At 56.6% G+C, this 17,223-nt stretch carries 14 protein-coding genes and 1 other RNA gene; 10 read left to right on the plus strand and 5 right to left on the minus strand.

Going from position 1 to position 17,223, the window contains the following annotated elements:
• The first annotated feature begins 189 nt into the window (after window positions 1–189).
• From IEV54_RS02235 to recR, 6 genes are all read left to right on the plus strand, one after another.
• Window positions 190–468: a hypothetical protein gene (locus tag IEV54_RS02235; RefSeq protein ID WP_150277444.1), complete on the plus strand. Its 279-nt coding sequence runs from the start codon at window positions 190–192 to the stop codon at window positions 466–468.
• Between the two features lie 308 nt (window positions 469–776).
• Window positions 777–2,420, plus strand: coding sequence for a methyl-accepting chemotaxis protein (locus IEV54_RS02240; RefSeq protein WP_223825429.1), 1,644 nt, complete (start codon window positions 777–779; stop codon window positions 2,418–2,420).
• Window positions 2,421–2,535: 115 nt separating this feature from the next.
• Window positions 2,536–2,632: signal recognition particle sRNA small type (gene ffs / locus IEV54_RS02245), an RNA gene on the plus strand.
• 124 nt (window positions 2,633–2,756) lie between these two features.
• On the plus strand, window positions 2,757–4,853 hold the full coding sequence (dnaX, locus tag IEV54_RS02250) for a DNA polymerase III subunit gamma/tau (RefSeq protein ID WP_150277443.1): 2,097 nt from the start codon (window positions 2,757–2,759) through the stop codon (window positions 4,851–4,853).
• A 14-nt stretch (window positions 4,854–4,867) separates the two neighbouring features.
• A complete protein-coding gene (locus IEV54_RS02255; protein ID WP_150277442.1) occupies window positions 4,868–5,194 on the plus strand; it encodes a YbaB/EbfC family nucleoid-associated protein in 327 nt (108 codons plus the stop codon).
• A gap of 30 nt (window positions 5,195–5,224) precedes the next feature.
• On the plus strand, window positions 5,225–5,824 hold the full coding sequence (gene recR, locus IEV54_RS02260) for a recombination mediator RecR (RefSeq protein ID WP_150277441.1): 600 nt from the start codon (window positions 5,225–5,227) through the stop codon (window positions 5,822–5,824).
• 23 nt (window positions 5,825–5,847) lie between these two features.
• Here the strand turns inward: recR and IEV54_RS02265 are convergent, their stop codons facing one another.
• Window positions 5,848–6,717 carry a pirin family protein gene (locus IEV54_RS02265; RefSeq protein ID WP_150277440.1) on the minus strand — a complete coding sequence of 290 codons (870 nt, stop codon included), beginning with the start codon at window positions 6,715–6,717 and terminating at the stop codon, window positions 5,848–5,850.
• Window positions 6,718–6,926: 209 nt separating this feature from the next.
• Entirely contained in the window at window positions 6,927–7,205 is a 279-nt protein-coding gene (locus IEV54_RS02270; protein ID WP_150277439.1) for a hypothetical protein, read from the minus strand.
• A gap of 196 nt (window positions 7,206–7,401) precedes the next feature.
• Between IEV54_RS02270 and IEV54_RS02275 the strand changes: the two genes are divergently transcribed.
• Both IEV54_RS02275 and IEV54_RS02280 read left to right on the plus strand, forming a co-directional pair.
• The gene (locus IEV54_RS02275) at window positions 7,402–8,136 is read left to right on the plus strand and encodes a substrate-binding periplasmic protein (RefSeq protein ID WP_223825428.1); all 735 of its coding nucleotides are present in this window, start codon (window positions 7,402–7,404) and stop codon (window positions 8,134–8,136) included.
• Window positions 8,137–8,274: 138 nt separating this feature from the next.
• Window positions 8,275–9,570 carry a serine hydrolase domain-containing protein gene (locus IEV54_RS02280; RefSeq protein ID WP_150277438.1) on the plus strand — a complete coding sequence of 432 codons (1,296 nt, stop codon included), beginning with the start codon at window positions 8,275–8,277 and terminating at the stop codon, window positions 9,568–9,570.
• On the opposite strand, the gene IEV54_RS02285 is transcribed toward IEV54_RS02280, so the two are convergent.
• Entirely contained in the window at window positions 9,567–9,806 is a 240-nt protein-coding gene (locus IEV54_RS02285; RefSeq protein ID WP_150277437.1) for a YheU family protein, read from the minus strand. The two genes, IEV54_RS02280 and IEV54_RS02285, sit on opposite strands and share 4 nt — an antisense overlap.
• Before the next feature lie 71 nt (window positions 9,807–9,877).
• Between IEV54_RS02285 and IEV54_RS02290 the strand changes: the two genes are divergently transcribed.
• A complete protein-coding gene (locus IEV54_RS02290; RefSeq protein WP_150277436.1) occupies window positions 9,878–10,636 on the plus strand; it encodes a sulfite exporter TauE/SafE family protein in 759 nt (252 codons plus the stop codon).
• Here the strand turns inward: IEV54_RS02290 and IEV54_RS02295 are convergent.
• Both IEV54_RS02295 and mnmC read right to left on the minus strand, forming a co-directional pair.
• Complete coding sequence (locus tag IEV54_RS02295; protein WP_188434295.1) at window positions 10,614–13,310, minus strand: hybrid sensor histidine kinase/response regulator; 2,697 nt, start codon at window positions 13,308–13,310, stop codon at window positions 10,614–10,616. The two genes, IEV54_RS02290 and IEV54_RS02295, sit on opposite strands and share 23 nt — an antisense overlap.
• A gap of 224 nt (window positions 13,311–13,534) precedes the next feature.
• Entirely contained in the window at window positions 13,535–15,520 is a 1,986-nt protein-coding gene (gene mnmC, locus IEV54_RS02300) for a bifunctional tRNA (5-methylaminomethyl-2-thiouridine)(34)-methyltransferase MnmC2/FAD-dependent 5-carboxymethylaminomethyl-2-thiouridine(34) oxidoreductase MnmC1 (protein ID WP_223825427.1), read from the minus strand.
• A gap of 495 nt (window positions 15,521–16,015) precedes the next feature.
• Between mnmC and IEV54_RS02305 the strand changes: the two genes are divergently transcribed.
• Window positions 16,016–17,221, plus strand: a complete 1,206-nt coding sequence (locus IEV54_RS02305) for an acetyl-CoA C-acetyltransferase (RefSeq protein ID WP_150277433.1) — start codon at window positions 16,016–16,018, stop codon at window positions 17,219–17,221.
• The last annotated feature ends 2 nt before the right edge of the window (window positions 17,222–17,223 follow it).

Below are 17,223 nucleotides of genomic sequence, written 5' to 3' on the forward strand. Positions count from 1 at the left end.
GACAAAAATTGACCAGGTCATGCAAAATGCAATGAGGATCGGGATCGAAAAATTGTAAAATATTGATTTTATTGAATTTAAATATATTTAATTACTGGCATGACCTCTGCAACTCTCCCTGTATAGGCGATAGCGTCGCCATCAGCACTAGAGCTCATCACTCTGATTGATATTGGGAGGAATTTCAGAATGAAAGGTCGAGACGTTGCTTTTTTCGTCAGTATCCAGGGGATGCTGCTCGGTGCGGCATTCCTGCTCTCTACGGGTGAGGCGGACATTAATACCTCTGCACGCCAGGCGCCCCAGCAGGTCGAGATGCGCAGTTGGGTCGACGACAATCCCAGCTCTCGGGCAGTTGCGCGGCAAATGAACATGCGCACAACAGCGACTATCGAAAAGCCAGGAGAACCTGATGCTGTCGCGGTGGCGCTGGAGCGTGCAAGTCAACAACGCAGTTGGGTATTTTAGCAATTCCGGCTGGTTGTTCGCTCGTCGTGTATAGGCGACCTCGCATTACCCGTAAAGTTCATAATGATCCTGGTGCCCTGTGGTGTTCTACGCATGCAGAATGCACGACGGGGCGGCTTCCCCCTCATCTGGATTGTTCAGGCGCGGGGCGGGCTGAGACATAATTCAGCATGCACAGTCGCAAAATTTCCTCATGTTGTTCGATAAACGGCCGATATGGCAGCTAATATGTCAGTAAGAACTTCTTTCTGACAAAAAGGCGCCTTTTGCGATCGAGCCAAGGCCGCGAACCATATGAGGAAACAATAATGGCTTCTTTTCGTAATCTGGGTTTCCGCTGGAAGTTAACTCTTCCAATGGTACTGCTGGCCGGCCTTTTCTGTTTGCTGGGCGCCGTAGCCTTTATCGGCACCAATGATTTGTCCTCGCGCATGGAGCGTTTCTCCAGCGGCTTGTTGCCTCAGGCAACCAATCTCCTTGAAGCTGATCGGGACATGTACCAAGCGCTGGTTGCCGAGCGGTCACTTGTGCAGGGGGTGGCGCGCGTGGAGCGCGATAAGCTCGTGTCCGAACACGCAGATAACCTGCAGCAGGCGCTGGATCGGGTCAAGGTATCCACCTCGCTGGCGGTTTCTCCAGAGAGTAAGGCCTTGGGCCAGCAGTTTGTGCAGGTTTTCGGCGACTGGAAACGGGTCAGCCTGGAAGTGGTACGGCTGTCGCAGAGCGAAGCATTCCAGGACAAGGGCGAAGCTAATCAGCTCAGTTATGGTCAGTCTGCCGAGTTGTTTGGCCGGGCCCGCGATCTGATCGATCAGATGACTCAAGTTGTGGACGCCGAGGCTGCCACTGAATTAACGGACGCAGCAAGCTTTACGGCAGCCAATGCACGCAATCTGGCTCTGGTAGTCATTCTCGGACTCGTTATCTGTGTGCTGACCATTGCCTTTTTACCTGGTCTGATCGTCCGCCCGATCCAGGACATCCTTGCTCGTATCCGGGATATTGCCGGCGGTGGTGGCGATCTGACCAAGCGAGTTGAGGTCAGCTCGGCCGATGAAGTGGGGCAGCTTGGTGCGAGCTTCAATGAGTTCCTCGGTCAATTGCAGATGCTCATTCGCGAAGTTGCTGAATCGACACTCCTGGTGGCTTCAGCGTCAGAGCAGATGAGCGCCATAGCCGCCAACCAGGATCAGTTGGTGACAGACCAGCACCTGGCTATCGATCAGGTGAGTACAGCGGCAACCGAAATGACCGCAGCTATTCATGAAGTGGCTGATAACGCACACAGTACGGCCGAAGCTGCGCGTCAGGCGGACCAGCAGGGGAAAGCGACATCCGAAGTTGTTGGCCAGACCATGAATGCCCTGCGGCGCTTGGCCAAGGATGTGGCGGAAGCGGCAGGCGTCATAAACCGGCTTGAGCAGGACAGTGACAAGATAGGTGGCGTGCTGAGTGTCATTCAGGCGATTGCCGAGCAAACCAATTTGCTGGCACTTAACGCAGCAATCGAAGCTGCTCGTGCCGGCGAGCAAGGTCGAGGCTTTGCCGTGGTAGCCGACGAGGTGAGGACCCTGGCCGCGCGCACACAGGACTCCACCCGGGACATTCAGGAGATGATCCAGAGCCTGCAAGCTGGTAGTTCGCAGGCAGTGACTGTCATGCAGCGGGGTGCCACGCTGGCTGCAGAAAGTGTCGAGCAGGCAGAAGGCGCAGAGAGGTCGCTTAGCGAGACGGCACAGTCAGTGGTGCGAATCAACGACATGGCCGCACAGATCGCTTCGGCCTGTGAGGAACAGACTCAGACCACTGAAGAAATTGCCCGTAATATCAGTGGGATCCGGGATCTTTCTGATCAGGCGGCACAAAATTCCAGCGAGAGCCGTCAAGCCAGTGAGTCCATGGCGAGGCTTGCGGCCGGCTTGCAGCAACAGGTAGGGCGTTTCAGAACCTGAAATGGTACCTGGTCCGAAAAAAAGGCGTTGTGAGGCGCCCAACAATGGGTTGTAAGTTGTTGGCAAGCCGTTACAATAGCGCGGCCTGTCCAGTACAGGTTCGTTATGGTGACCCTGCCGGTCCCCTCGCAATGATTCGCCGTTAACCTGGTCAGGCCCGGAAGGGAGCAGCCACAGCGGTTACATCGTGTGCCGGGGTGTGGCTGGTAGGGTCGCCACCCATGACGACCTACCCTATTCAGTAACACCAAGCCTCACCGCATATCTCGCAAAGTCAGCCTGCTTTGGTTACAGTACCCGCTTGTCTTTCAGATCCTACCGGACAGCACACATCCAATGAGTTATCAGGTACTTGCCCGCAAATGGCGTCCGCGCCTGTTCCGTGAAATGGTCGGCCAGACCCACGTGCTCCAGGCGTTGATTAATGCGCTCGACCACGACCGGCTGCACCATGCCTACCTCTTCACTGGCACCCGGGGGGTAGGAAAAACGACGATCGCGCGTATTCTGGCCAAATGCCTGAACTGTGAGACCGGAGTTAGCTCCGAACCCTGCGGAATCTGTTCGGCCTGCCGGGAGATAGATGAGGGACGCTTTGTCGATCTGATTGAAGTGGACGCGGCCAGTCGCACCAAGGTCGAAGATACCCGCGAGCTTCTGGATAACGTGCAGTACGCGCCGTCACGGGGCCGGTACAAGGTCTATCTGATCGACGAAGTGCACATGCTTTCCAGTCACAGTTTCAATGCGCTGCTGAAAACCCTGGAGGAGCCCCCGGAACACGTCAAGTTTCTACTCGCGACCACTGACCCGCAAAAATTGCCTGTCACCATCCTCTCGCGCTGCCTGCAATTCTCGTTGAAAAATATGCAGCCCGAAAAAATCGTTGATCACCTGCGTCACGTTCTTGGTGAAGAGCTGATCCGCTTTGACGAAGAATCCTTGTGGTTGCTCGGGCGGGCGGCCGACGGCTCCATGCGTGATGCATTGAGCCTGACTGATCAGGCAATTGCGTTTGGCAATGGCGCATTACAGGTCAGTGACGTACGCAGCATGCTCGGGACCATTGATCACGGTCAGGTATTTGGCTTGCTTGATGCGCTGGCTGCGGGCGACGCTCAGGCCTTGTTGATTGCTGTGGGCGAGTTGGCGGAGCAGGGTGCCGATTTTTCTGGCGTGTTGAGTGAGCTGCTGTCGGTCTTGCAACGCGTGGCTATTGCTCAGGTGCTACCACAGGCGGTGGATAACAGTCTGGGTGACCAGGAGAGGGTGATTGACCTTGCCGGTAGGGTGAGTGCCGAGGACGTGCAGTTGTTTTACCAACTGGGTTTGCATGGTCGCCGGGATCTGCCCCTGGCCCCCGAACCGCGCGGCGGCTTCGAGATGGCCATGCTTCGGATGCTTGCCTTCAGGCCCGGCAGCGTTGAACAGGACGCCGTAGTCGCTTCACCTGAAGCTCCGCCGGGAAAGCCGGCGGGACTCAGCCAGGCCACGGCTGAATCCGGGACTCCCAGGCCAACTTCGGAAGCCACCCCACAGGAAGGTGTTTCTTCAGAAGCTGGAATGGCTGTGAGCAGCTCGGTGGATCTTGCATCCGAGGCAGTCGTGCTGCAAAGGTCAGATGCCCAGCCCGCTGGGCGGCCAGCCCCGGAGCACGGGGCGTCTTCAGCGGTCTCCAATGACCTTGGCTCGAATGTGGCTGCTGCGCCTTCCGATCACGCTTCAGGGTCCGAACTGCCATCAACTGATGTGTCCGACGTTAGCAATGATTCCTGGCGTCAGCCCAGTTCCGGCCAGCCCATGAAAACCTCCACGCCCGTTAAGCCACCCCAAGACGAGCCCCCTGCGGAATGGTTGCAGGCCACGGCTGTGACTGATCGTGATTCTGATGACCGCGATGACGAAGAGGAAGACAGCCTCGAACTGAGTCAATACCCCGGTGACTGGCAATCCGCTGAAGCGGTAGTTGCAGCGACTACAGTCGAAGCAGACAATCTGGATGCCAGCTCAGCAGCCGGTGATCTACCGCCGGCCACCGGACTGGCCGCCCAATGGTTGGACATATTTTTGCAGTTGGGACTCAGCGGCCTGACGCAAAGTATTGCGGCCCATTGCCAGCTCGTGGATCGTAGTGACAGTGTTTGGTTACTGCATCTGGATCCCGGTCACAGCGCCCTCTATAACGAGAATCATCGCTTGCGTCTGCAGCAGGCGTTGGTGGAGCATATTGGTGTGCCGGTGGATCTGGAGGTGCGCGTTGCTGCTCCCGACCAGGAGACTCCTGCCGTGGCTGCAGCCCGCCGCAAGCGCAAGCGCCAAGAGCAGGCGGAGGCGAGCATTCAGCAGGATCCGCTGGTGTTGGGTCTCATGCGCGAATTTGCGGCACAGATCTGTGAAGGTAGTATCCGCCCCATTGATACGACGACCCATTGAATGAGGATAACAGCATGATGAAAGGTGGCATGGCCGGGCTTATGAAGCAGGCGCAGGAAATGCAGGAGAAAATGGCCAGGATGCAGGAAGAGTTGGCTAACGCGGAAGTTACCGGCCAGTCCGGTGCGGGCCTGGTATCGGTAGTCATGACCGGGCGCCACGATGTCAAACGGTTATCCATCGATGACAGCCTGATGAGCGAAGAAAAGGACATTCTGGAAGACCTGGTTGCAGCAGCGTTCAACGATGCCGTGCGCAAGATTGAAAAGAACAACCAGGAAAAGATGGCTGGCATGACCCAGGGTATGAATCTGCCCGACGGCTTCAAGATGCCTTTTTAAAGTCCTTCTTCCTCTAATTCAGGCGGTGCCATGAGCTTCAGTCCCCTGATTCGTCATTTGATCGATGCGCTGCGCGGACTTCCCGGCGTTGGGCCCAAAACAGCGCAGCGCATGGCGTTGCATTTGCTTGAACGTGATCGAGATGTGGCGCGGCATCTTGCCGGTGCCCTGGCAACCGCCATGGACGGGGTTGGTTACTGCAGCCGTTGTCGCACGCTCAGTGAGAACGACATTTGTGCTATCTGCGCGGATCCACGCAGGGATGCGACCTTGTTATGTGTTTTGCAGAGTCCGGCCGATGTCTGGGCAGTCGAGCAGGCCGGAGGCTTCACTGGTCGCTATTTCGTGCTCAAGGGACAGTTGTCGCCTATCGACGGTATGGGACCGGAGGAGATCGGAATACCGGCGCTGCTGGAAGCGGTTGAACGCAGCGATGTTGCTGAGGTGATATTAGCCACCAACCCCACTGTCGAGGGTGAAGCAACCGCCCACTACATCGCAAGTATGCTCAAACCCCGAGGCATAAAGGTGTCTCGCATCGCCCATGGCGTACCTTTGGGCGGCGAACTTGAATATATTGATGGAGGAACATTGGCCCATGCGCTGGCTGGCAGAACGCCAATTCTCTGATGCGGCCAGCTCGCGTCAATACCTCAAGAGGCAAGCTGACCGTCACGAAAGTCGCGTAGGGCCTGTTCGATTTCCTCCCGACTGTTCATGACAAAAGGACCATACTGGACTATTGGTTCGCGCAGGGGTTTGCCCGCAATCAACAACACCTTTGCGCCAGCCGGGCCTGCATGAATCGAAATCCCGTTACCGTCACCAAGTCGCCCGAGATGCCCTGCTTGCAAACTGACACTCTTCTCTCGGCCATCCAATTCGATTGCGCCTTCGTAGACATACAACATGGCGTTGAGGTGGGCAGGCACGGGTAAGTCGCAGTGCTCCGCGGGGATCATCTGCAAATCGGCGTAGAGAGGTTCACTGGTCTTGCCGGTGATCGGGCCATGCACGGGCTGAGTGGTAATAGAAAGGCGGCCAGCGATGACCCGGGCAAGCCCACCACCCTCTAGCGGATGTTCGGTTATCGATTTTGCGGGCAGGTCCTGGTAGCTGGCGGGCTGCATTTTTTCCGCAGCTGGAAGATTGACCCATAGTTGAAAGCCGCGCATCCGGCCTGAATCCTGTTGTGGCATTTCGGAGTGAATAATGCCGCGCCCGGCGGTCATCCATTGAACTCCGCCTGGCTCGAGTAGACCGCGGTTGCCGAGATGGTCCTCGTGCAGCATCCGCCCCTCGAGCATGTAGGTTACAGTTTCAAAGCCCCGGTGTGGGTGCGCGGGAAAACCACCGATATAGTCCGCTGCCTCATCAGAGCCGAACTCGTCCAGCATCAGAAAAGGATCGAAGCGTTCGGCACCGGTGCCGCCGAACACGCGCTTCAACTTCACTCCGTCACCATCGGATGCGTTGCGGCCTATGACCAGCTCAGCCAGATCACGTTTGATTGCTGTTGGCATGAGATACCTCCTGAAATGCGTTTGAGGTCATTCTATTGCCACACATAATGATTAAAAGCGGAAAAAACACCGTGAACCTATCTGGTTTTACGATAGGTCTATTGTTGTTACCGGATTAGGTGGCAGCTGGAAAACGGAGCTGGTCGCATTATCCGAATGCGGCCAGTCAAGAGGTGTTTACAGCGCTCTGGCTGGGAAGTGCCGCGGCGTCACTCTTTTGGTGAGTTCTGCTTTTCCAGCTCCTCGACAATGCGGTCATAGGCTTGGCAAGGATCATGGTCGTCAGTGGTCGGGTTACGTAGTTGCAAGGCTACCAGCTGCTCATACAACTGATTGGCTTTAACCGGGTCCCCATCGGCCAGACGATGAACGGTGGCAGCAACTTCTTCTGCCTTGACTATGGCCTCCTCGGTGGTACAAGCGGCAAATGCCGGTACCGCAGAAATGCTGAGCACGCTGGCAATGATCAAGCTGGAAATTGTCTTCATTTACTACCTCGGATATCACGATGATGATATATGCATGTTAGCGGCATTGCCTGGCGTGTCCAAGTAGGTGCGGTAATTAGCCCTACCCCGTTGCCTCTGAAGATGGCTGGCCGTTAAATTTAGTAATAGATTACGCGTTGCTACTATTTGGCCATCGGTCAGTAAACTGGTTCACAATTTTATTATCGAGCCGCTCATGACGCGTCCTGTTATCACCTTTCTGACCCTTATGGCAGTCTTGTTGTCGCCCAGGAGTTTTGCCGAGGTCGTTGTAGTCGGGTTCGGTACCCACAAACCACCCTATGTATTCGAATATGACGGCTCCGGGCTCGAGTATGAGCTGATTGAGGCCGCCCTTGAGCACGTGGGTCTTGAAATGGAGCCGTATTACTCTCCCCTGGAACGCCTGCATCGCATGTTGCAGTATCGGGAGCTGGGTGCCATGGCGACAACCAATCAGACCAGCGGTGTGGATGCTCACTACTCCGAAATTTATATTGAGTACGAGAACGTTGCGGTCACCCTGCAGAATCGCAATATCCAATTAGGCGCGATTGAAGACCTGGGTGGCTATTCTATCAGTGCTTTTCAGCGTGCGAGATTCGTTCTGGGCCCACGGTTTGGCAAGATGACCGCAGCCAACTCCCGGTACCGTGAGGAAGCGCGGCAGATAACCCGCAATTTGCTGCTTTATGCCGGGCGAGTGGACGTCATGATTGGAGATCGGAGAATCATTCGCGCATTCAATAGCGAAATAGCTGACCGTGTTGATGTCAGTCAGCCTGTGACCGAGCATTTCCTTTTCCCACCTACGGGCTATCGGGTCGGGTTCGTCGATGCTGCGATTCGGGATCGTTTCGATCAGGGGCTTGCTGCGATAAGAAGTAATGGGCGTTATGAGCTCATTACCCAGCGTTACGCGGCATACTGAGGCGTGTTGTGACTGAATAGTCGTCACCTCTGGCCTATCAGGCGCAGCTAGCGGTACTTCGATCAGATATCTTGGATTAGTGAAATATTTTAATAAAAAACCTTCGCTGCTCCGGCGAGTTATCAGTGGGAGTTACCCATGAACCTATCGCGCAGTTTCGCCTTTGCACTCACGGTTTTGCTGACACAACAGATACAGGCCCAGACAATGCCCGCACCCGAAACAGTCCGTCTAGACGAGTTGAAATTAATGGAGGGCTTTCCACCTCCGGCTGACAAACAGGTTACCGCGCAAAACTTTCTGATGCAGTTCCCCAACCTTCGTTGGGCCTTCCATCATATGCGCGAACTATTGCCCTCACGCAATATCCGGCGCGGTGCGTCAGCACCCTCCGTCTTGTCTGTCGGGGAGGACTTGCGAGCCAGAATCGATGCTCTGAACTTTGTAGGGCCCGAGGGCAATGATCTGACGTTTGGCCAATATCTGGAAGCCACCTACGCCGATGCCACGCTGATAATGAAAGATGGCAAGGTGATTTACGAGGCCTATCACGAGGGGATGCCAGCAGAGAATCCGCACATGCTTTGGTCAGTGACCAAGTCCTTCGCAGGTCTCATTGCCACGCAGCTGTTGGAAGAGGGCATCCTCAAGGCAGACGCCCTGATAACGGATTATGTGCCAGAGCTCAAGGGCAGTGGCTGGAGTGGCGCGACTATCCAGCAGTTATTGAATATGACTGCAGATATCGATTACAGCGAGGTATATGCCGACCAGGAATCGGATGTGGTGAAATACGCGATGTCGGCGGGCATGTTGCCAACCCCTGAAGATTTTGCCGGCGAACGTGATCTGTACAGCTATTTACCGACCATTCCTGCTGATGGCCAACACGGTGAGCGCTTTATCTACCGCACTGTGCATACCGAAGTCCTGGGATGGGTCCTGCGCCGTGCTACTGGCAAGCACCTTGCCGATCTGATCAGCGAGCGGATCTGGAGCAAGCTGGGCGCCGAACAGGACGCCTATCTTTTGCTCGACAGCAAGGGTACTGAATGGGCAGGCGCCGGCTTGAATGCGACCCTGCGCGACCTGGGGCGTTTCGCTGAAATGCTGCGGCTCAACGGACGATTCAATGGTCAGCAGATCATCGACAGCTCAGTGATAGCGAGTATTCGTGAGGGCGCCGACCGCGAAGCCTTCAAGGCATCGGGTCGGGACTACCAGCCCGGTTATTCTTATCGCAACAAATGGTGGATCAGTCACAATGCCGATGGTGCCTATGAGGCACTTGGAGTGCACGGCCAGATGATCCATGTAAACCCTGCAGTGGGTCTGGTGGTGGTTCGACTGTCTTCCCACCCCGTTGCCACCTCTGCCGTCACCTTCCCGATCACCCGACCGGCGCTTGCCGCCCTGGCTGACATGTTACGTTAAGCGTCGTATTGCTCAAGCATGTCCGCCGGCACATCGCGTCGGTGGGCAAGGCTGGTGTCACCGGTATCAGGATGGTAGACGATCACCACCTCACCCTTGTCAAGCTGTCTGAGCAAGCGTTCGGTACGCTGCTCAAGACTGGCTTCGTAGCCGTTGTCGGTGCCGTCACGAGTGACGAAATCTTCGAGCAGGCGCGCCAGGGTTTCCGGCTCCAGCAGGGTATGGGGTATCAGCATGATGTCTACTTCCCGGATGACAGTGGCGCTAATGATACACTGCGCAGCCGTTTTGCAGCTGCTGGCCTGACATGATTACTGACCCGCTTTTCTATCTCTGCGCCATTCCCGCGGTATTGCTCTATGGCATTGCAAAAGGCGGCTTTGGCGGCAATATCGCGATTCTATCGGTACCGCTGATGGCACTGGTGATGTCGCCGCAGCAAGCCGCCGCCATTCTTCTGCCGATTCTCATCGCGATGGACATGATGGCCCTGCGCACTTTTCGCGGCCGTTGGGACCGGGCCAATCTGCGCATTATTCTGCCGGCTTCACTGGTGGGGGTAGTGCTCGGTGGACTGATGTTCCGGGTACTTAATGATGCGCACATACAGCTCATGATCGGTGCTATCGCGTTGGTTTTCACCTTGAATATATGGCTGCGTCGCGGGGAACCCGCACCTCGGGAGGCAAGTCGTGTGCGGGGCAGTTTCTGGGGCATGGTTGCTGGCTTTACCAGCTTCGGCATCCATGCCGGCGGACCGCCTATCAATGTGTACCTGTTGCCACAAAAGCTCGACAAGACCCTGCTGATGGGCACGATAGCCGTTTTCTTTGCGGTCGTTAACCTGGCCAAGCTACCGGCTTATATCTATCTGGGGCAATTTGACCAGACCAACTTGTTGACGGCATTGGTCTTGCTGCCATTGGCGCCCATTGGCGTGCGCATGGGTTTCTGGCTCCTGCAACGCAGCAATGAGAAGCTGATCTATCAGTTGTGTTATGTATTTCTTTTTCTAACCGGTGGGCGTTTGTTGTATCAGGGCGCTACAGGTCTTTATCACGGTTGAGCTGGCTATCTATTACTGCATAGAGGGCCTTGGCTTCTACTGGTTTTGCCAGATAATGGTTCATGCCGGCACTGGCACCGGCTTCACGGTGAATGTCCAGCGCGTGGGCGGTGAGCGCCACTATGATCACGGCGGGTAAGTCATGCCTGCTTTCAAAATCACGAATGCGCCTTGTAGCCTCGAATCCATCCACCCTGGGCATTTCTCCGTCCATGAGTATCAGCTGATAGTGATCTGGCTCTGCCTGGTAGAGAGCTACCGCCTCTGCGCCATCTGCGGCCAGTACCACCTTACAGCCATAGCGTTCCAGCAATCCTCGTACGACCATCTGGTTAACGGGGTTGTCCTCCGCAACCAGGACCCTGATCTCTGCGGGCGAGCGCGGATACTCGATTAGCTGATGCGCGTCTGGCTCCGATGCGAACTCTGGGCGTTGCGCCAAACCCTGCAGAGCGGCTCGCAGATCGGTCGGCGTGACGGGCGCATTGCAGGTGACTACCTGGACGCCGAACGTGGTCTTGCCCTCAGTCATCGTGCTGACCGACCTCAGGACAAGTGAAGGTGGTCGACGCTCGGCCACCATGAGGGCAAAGCGTTCAAGCTCTGTTTCGTTCATTCCGGCGGTTGCGATAACCAGCAGGCAGTCATCCGGCGGGGCTGTCACCGGCATGCTTGCCGAGCGAACCTGCACCATCAGACCTGAACGCAGTAGCAGCGCACTGTAGCAATCCAGTGCCGCCTGGTCGCAGCCAACCAGCATTGCACAATTGGCCCAGGGCAGTGGAGGTTCGGCACCGTCTGATTGGCCAGGAGCGCTCAAGGCCAGACTGAACGAAAACTGCGCCCCTTCGTCGGGTGCGCTGTATACCTTGATCCGGCCGCCCATCAACGATGCCAGTTCTTGACTGATTGCCAGCCCTAGACCACTACCTCCATACCGCCGGGTGGTTGTGCTGTCAGCCTGGGTAAAGGAGTCGAACAGGTCCCGCTGAGCGTCGATTCCGATACCTATGCCGGTATCGCGTACCTCGAAGCTTATGCGGTAATGTCCTTTGGCGTCAGCGATCTCTGCGCTATCCACATGCAGTGTCACGTGGCCGCGGTGGGTAAACTTGAGGCCATTTCCTACCAGGTTCAGGAGTATCTGCTTGAGTCGGGTAGGATCGCCGATTACCCTCCGGGGCACTGCCGGATCGATGCTGCAGTACAAATCCAGATTCCTGGCCAATGCCTGGGCAGTAAACAGGCTGCAGGTATCAGAGACCAATTCCTCGATATCGAACTCGATACGCTCAAGACGGACATGCCCGGATTCGATACGAGCGTAGTCCAGTACCGCATTGATGACCGACATCAGCGTCTTACCCGAATTGCTGATGGTTCGCACGTAGAATTGTTGAGCGCTACTCATTGGTGTATCACGCAGAAGCTCCACCATGCCCAGCACCCCGTTTAGCGGCGTTCGAATCTCGTGGCTCATCTTGGCCAGGAAACGGCCCTGTGCGCGCGACTCCAGGCGCGCCTGGCGAGCCTGCTCGTCTGCCTTGAAGCGTGCTTCCTTGAGAGCGTTGATGCGATCGGCTAGGCCAAGGGAAAGGATGAACAGTTCCATGCAGATGCCCAGCTTGACCCAGTCTGTGCCATAGGACACTCCCAGCTCAAAGCCCAATGATCCTGCTGTAGATAGCATCAGCGAACACAGCAGCACTCCCCAGGCCAGGGTGTAATAGGAGCCGTAGCGAAAGCCCTGTCTCCAGACATAGATTCCGGTTGCCAGCAGTAGGGCCGAGGTGCCCAGAACATACAAGCTGGCCAACATGTTGTAGAGCGAGAGGCCAATCACAGGAAGACTTATCAGCGTTATGCCGACCAGCAGAATGAGGGTGCGCAGCAGCCGGTCGATCCGGTGGAAATGCTCGGCTGTGTGCAGGAAGTGCCGGCTGAACTGGGTGGCGACGATACAGTGCAGGTACATCAGGCAGTAAATCGATACTGATTGAAAGGCAATGCCCATCGACAGCCATTTCCACAACAAGCCATCAAAAGCCGCCATGAACAGGAGCATGTTCAAGTTGTAGACCAGATACCAGAGATAACTGGTCTCACGAAGCGATATGTACAAGAACAGGTTGTAGGCAAAGAGGCCGAGCATCACGCCATAGAACAACCCCTGTGCCAAGGAGTCCATCTCCAGCCGAGTAACCGCTGCCGGCCAGGTGGCAAAATACAGAGGTACGAAGATGGTACTGCTGGATTCGACTCGCAAGTATATCCGGTTGATGCCGGGGGGCAGGTTGAGGCTCAGCCAAGGGTTGCGCACCTGCATGGGCCGCTGCTCAAGCAGCAGGTGATCACCGCTGCGTTGGTATTCGAGGTTCTGCAGTGGGTCGATGTGAAACAGCTCGACTCGGTCGAGAATCGGGTAATTGATTTCCAGAACGCCCGCCAGATCGTCGCCTGTGCGGTTGTCCAGAGCTACCGCAACCCACCACGCCGATCCATTCTTGCCCATATTGATATGGGTGCCTGATACGGTTTTCCAGGGTAACGGGGGGTTGGCAAGCAGATCAGCAAGCCGATGTCGCTGATCGGGATCTTCAAGTATCCGCGCGTGACTGGAGAGATTGATGCGTTGGTTGGCATCCTCAAGAACGGTGATGCTTGAAAGTACCAAGCCATCCTTGTCAAAACCAGCTTGCGCACCAGCCTGTGCTGACAACGACAGCAGGAAGAGACAGCAAAGAGACCGCCACCGGGACGAAAGCATCAGATGCATACCTTGCGGGTGCGCCGAATCTTGGGTTTTTTTACCGGCGGACCTGCATTGATGCTAGCACAGCGATAATAAAAGGGTACCTTGATTGGGCTGCTGGTGTGCAGGCCCGACTGGCTGTCTGGTCATTTGCCGCGCACCAGTTGGCGCAACATAAAGCGGCTCGGGTGCACCGCCTGGACCAGATCGAGGGGCAGTGGCAAAGGTCCATTTTCGAGCATCGCTGCAATCAGTTCGCCGCTTAAGGGACAGCTGATCAACCCCCGGGAACCGTGTGCTGTGTTGATATACAGGCCGGGTAGCCAGGGCGCCGGAATGTCGGGACGCTTCGACGCGTCCTTGGCCAGCACAGCGAAATCCTGTCTGAATCGCTTGGCATCCGCGATCGGACCTATTAGTGGCAGATAATCAGGCGAGGTGCAGCGCAGTGCGGCTCGCGCCGAGAGGTTGTCCGGATTCCAGTCCGGCGAGCGGCGTATGGCCTGATCGAGTTCCGCTGACAGGCTGGTGAGGAGGGCCAGGTTGCTGATGTTCTCCTCCTCACTGGGCTCGGTATCAGACCGGTCAAAGCGAAAACTGGCGCCCACGAAGTGTTCCCCCTCGCGAGCCGGAGAAACGTAACCTTCACCACAGAGGACGGTGCGCAAAGCCTGACTCTCAGGGCAGGCAGGCAGGTGGGTGATCTGACCGCGAATGGTCTTGAGGGGCAGATGAGCCGTCTGATCAAAACGTTGACTGTCACCGGCGCTGCAGATAACCACGACGGGCGCCGCACAAATATCCCGTTCCTGTTCATCGGTGGCATGCCAGAGCGTTTCTCGGTAGCTTAGCTTAAGGGCTTCCTGGTGCGTGACAAGGGTGATACCCGGATGCTTCAGTAGTGATCGGCAGAGGGCAGGAGGGTGTACCCAGCCACCCTCGGGAAAAAATAACCCGCCGGCGCTCACGCCTACTCCGGCGATCTTGCTAGCCTGTTCGGCAGTTACACCGTGCAGGAAATTTGAAGGATAGCCTTGTCCGGCCAGAGCGCGGAGCCGCGCTGACTCCTTTTCGTTGTCGCTTAATTGCAGCACACCGCAGGCTGACCAGTTACTGCCATCCTGGGGAAGCAGCAGTTTTAGAAGACGTACACTGTAGCCATAACTGCTCTGCACGAAGCGTGAGAGAGGTGTCTGATGGGGCGAGAGTTTGCAGTACAGAATCCCCTGAGGATTGCCCGATGCTTCGCGAGCTTCGCCGGCGTTACGTTCGATAACGGTGACCTTCCAGCCCCGTTGTGCCAGAGCGTAGGCGGTACTGCAGCCCGCCAGTCCGGCACCAATGACTATTGCCTTGCGTTGCGGAGGTAAGTCGACCTCTGGTGATCTGTACCAGGGTGGGGTCCATTCCCGAGGAGGCAGGCGGTCCGTCTCGCCGGCGAGCGTGGCTGATCCTTGCTGCGCCTGGCTCAACTCAGCTACCGTGAAACCTGCCTGAAAGAGCCCCATGCGCAGGGTGTCAGCGACAATGCCAGTGGCCAGGGTTGTGCCCGGGTGCGACAGACGTGTCAGCTGCCGGCATAGCTCTGACTGCCATATGGACAGGTTTGTTTGTGGTGCGAGGTCGCTCAGAAACCAGGCATCTACCACCGCCTCCAGCTGTTTCAGCGTATCCAGAACATCGCCGACCAGCAGCGTGAGCGTTACTTTGCCGCCATTCAGAACATAACGGTGCCAGCCCGGCGTCGGAGAACTGTATTGCTCCAGGAGCTGTTCAGACCAGATTGCGAGCTCGGGCCAGAGCGCCTGCGCACGACGAAGGTCTGCAGCGGAAAAGGGGGACTGTTCAGCACTGATAAAATGCAATTGAGCATCGGCCGGCGCCGTACTAGCCCAGAGTTGCCAGGCGCAGAGAAAATTCAGGCCTGTACCAAAACCTGTCTCGGCAATACAAAAACGGGCGTCTGGATTCAGTGCGCGCCAGCGAGACTCCAGCCGGTTATGCAGCAGATACAATCGGCCGCCTTCTCCCGCATCAAGGTGCGAGGAGGGGTATATATCGCCGAAACGCAACGAAACGGGACGACCGTCATCAGTCCACTCAAGATCGGCAAGCAGGGGGGGCGGGGTCACATGGTCTCCAATGGCACAAGCAATGCTTGGGCATTGTACCGCGAAGCAGTCCGCCGCGATGCATGCGCGAGGGCGTTGCCTGCGGGTCAGGCAGCTCCGCCCCAATTGATATTGGGCAAAATCAGGAGCAGCCATGTGGCTACAAATACCAGTCCAACTGCTGAAAAGCGGGCTTTTATCGGCTTTTTCATCGCAAGCGCCTTCTTGTCGCCATTATTCTTGTTGTATGCAGGTATAGGCTGATCCTGCGTTGTCGCCTGCGCCGCCTTACCTTCTGCGACGCTATTCTGACTTTATGATAGATGCTGCAGCAATGGGGCATTAGACCAATTGGCTACATGCGTCGTGGCGTAATTCGCGAACGGGAATGGATAAGCCATCAAACTGACATGCTTTTATGCTCGAGCTTTGGTCAGCGCAATTGAGCGTTTTGGTCATTGTTCCGGCAGCTTGGCAAGGTAGGGTAGGGATCATGGTCACAATGGAGAATACACAATGACTGAGGCGATGATTTTTGATGCGGTGCGCACGCCCCGTGGCAAGGGCAGAAAGGATGGCTCGCTGTACAGCGTCAAGCCTACCAATCTGATGGCGGGCGTGTTGCGCTCGCTGCAGCAACGTAACGATCTGGATACCAGTCAGGTCGACGACATCGTGCTCGGTTGCGTTACACCCGTGGGCGATCAGGGCGCCGATATTGCCAAGACTGCGGCGCTGGCCGCGGATTGGGATGAGTGTGTCAGTGGCGTGCAGATCAACCGTTTTTGCGCCTCTGGTCTGGAAGCAGTCAATCTGGCCGCGATGAAGGTACGCTCGGGCTTCGAGGATCTGGTCGTGGCTGGCGGTGTCGAGTCCATGTCGCGGGTACCCATGGGCTCTGATGGTGGCGCCTGGGCCATGGATCCCGAAACCAACATGCACACACGTTTTGTGCCCCAGGGCATAGGGGCGGATCTGATTGCCACCCTTGAGGGTTTCAGTCGTGAAGATGTTGATGCTTTCGCCTTGCGCTCTCAGCAAAAGGCCGCACGGGCGAGGGCTGAAGGCGCCTTTGCCCGCACGCTGGTGCCCGTGACGGATCAGAATGGCATCAGGCTACTGGATAATGATGAGTTCATTCGTGCCGACAGCACTCTGGCGGGCCTGGGCGCGTTGAAGCCGAGCTTTGAGGCCATGGGGCAGATGGGTTTTGATGCCTCTGCGCTGCAGCGCTACCCCCATGTGGAGCGCATCAATCATGTACATACACCGGGCAATAGCTCCGGAATCGTTGACGGCGCCGTGGCAATGCTGATCGGCTCGCAGGCGAAGGGAGAAGCCCTGGGTCTCAAACCGCGGGGCCGGATCGTCGCCACGGCAGTGACCAGTACCGACCCCACCATCATGTTGACCGGGCCGGCTCCGGCCACACGCAAGGTGCTGGGACGGGCGGGGATGAACATAGACGACATTGATCTTTTGGAGGTGAACGAAGCCTTTGCCTCAGTGGTTATGCGTTTCATGCGTGAGATGCAGGTACCCGAGGAGAAAATCAACGTGAATGGCGGCAGCATTGCCATGGGGCATCCGTTGGGCGCAACCGGATGCATCATCCTTGCCACGCTACTGGACGAGCTGGAGCGTCGCAGTTTGCGCTTTGGCCTGGCGACGCTCTGCGTCGGCGGTGGCATGGGTATCGCCACCATTATTGAACGCGTCTGAGG

This window comes from Halopseudomonas salina (assembly GCF_014637955.1).
Lineage (GTDB): Bacteria > Pseudomonadota > Gammaproteobacteria > Pseudomonadales > Pseudomonadaceae > Halopseudomonas > Halopseudomonas salina.

What these genes read in the sequence shown, in the direction of transcription:
- IEV54_RS02285 (WP_150277437.1), bottom strand. Translation starts at nt 9,806, where the DNA reads ATGCTGATACCCCATACCCTGCTGGAGCCGGAAACCCTGGCGCGCCTG.
- IEV54_RS02235 (WP_150277444.1), top strand. Translation starts at nt 190, where the DNA reads ATGAAAGGTCGAGACGTTGCTTTTTTCGTCAGTATCCAGGGGATGCTG.
- recR (WP_150277441.1), top strand. Translation starts at nt 5,225, where the DNA reads ATGAGCTTCAGTCCCCTGATTCGTCATTTGATCGATGCGCTGCGCGGA.
- IEV54_RS02265 (WP_150277440.1), bottom strand. Translation starts at nt 6,717, where the DNA reads ATGCCAACAGCAATCAAACGTGATCTGGCTGAGCTGGTCATAGGCCGC.
- IEV54_RS02275 (WP_223825428.1), top strand. Translation starts at nt 7,402, where the DNA reads ATGACGCGTCCTGTTATCACCTTTCTGACCCTTATGGCAGTCTTGTTG.
- IEV54_RS02270 (WP_150277439.1), bottom strand. Translation starts at nt 7,205, where the DNA reads ATGAAGACAATTTCCAGCTTGATCATTGCCAGCGTGCTCAGCATTTCT.
- IEV54_RS02240 (WP_223825429.1), top strand. Translation starts at nt 777, where the DNA reads ATGGCTTCTTTTCGTAATCTGGGTTTCCGCTGGAAGTTAACTCTTCCA.
- IEV54_RS02290 (WP_150277436.1), top strand. Translation starts at nt 9,878, where the DNA reads ATGATTACTGACCCGCTTTTCTATCTCTGCGCCATTCCCGCGGTATTG.
- dnaX (WP_150277443.1), top strand. Translation starts at nt 2,757, where the DNA reads ATGAGTTATCAGGTACTTGCCCGCAAATGGCGTCCGCGCCTGTTCCGT.
- IEV54_RS02305 (WP_150277433.1), top strand. Translation starts at nt 16,016, where the DNA reads ATGACTGAGGCGATGATTTTTGATGCGGTGCGCACGCCCCGTGGCAAG.
- IEV54_RS02255 (WP_150277442.1), top strand. Translation starts at nt 4,868, where the DNA reads ATGATGAAAGGTGGCATGGCCGGGCTTATGAAGCAGGCGCAGGAAATG.
- IEV54_RS02280 (WP_150277438.1), top strand. Translation starts at nt 8,275, where the DNA reads ATGAACCTATCGCGCAGTTTCGCCTTTGCACTCACGGTTTTGCTGACA.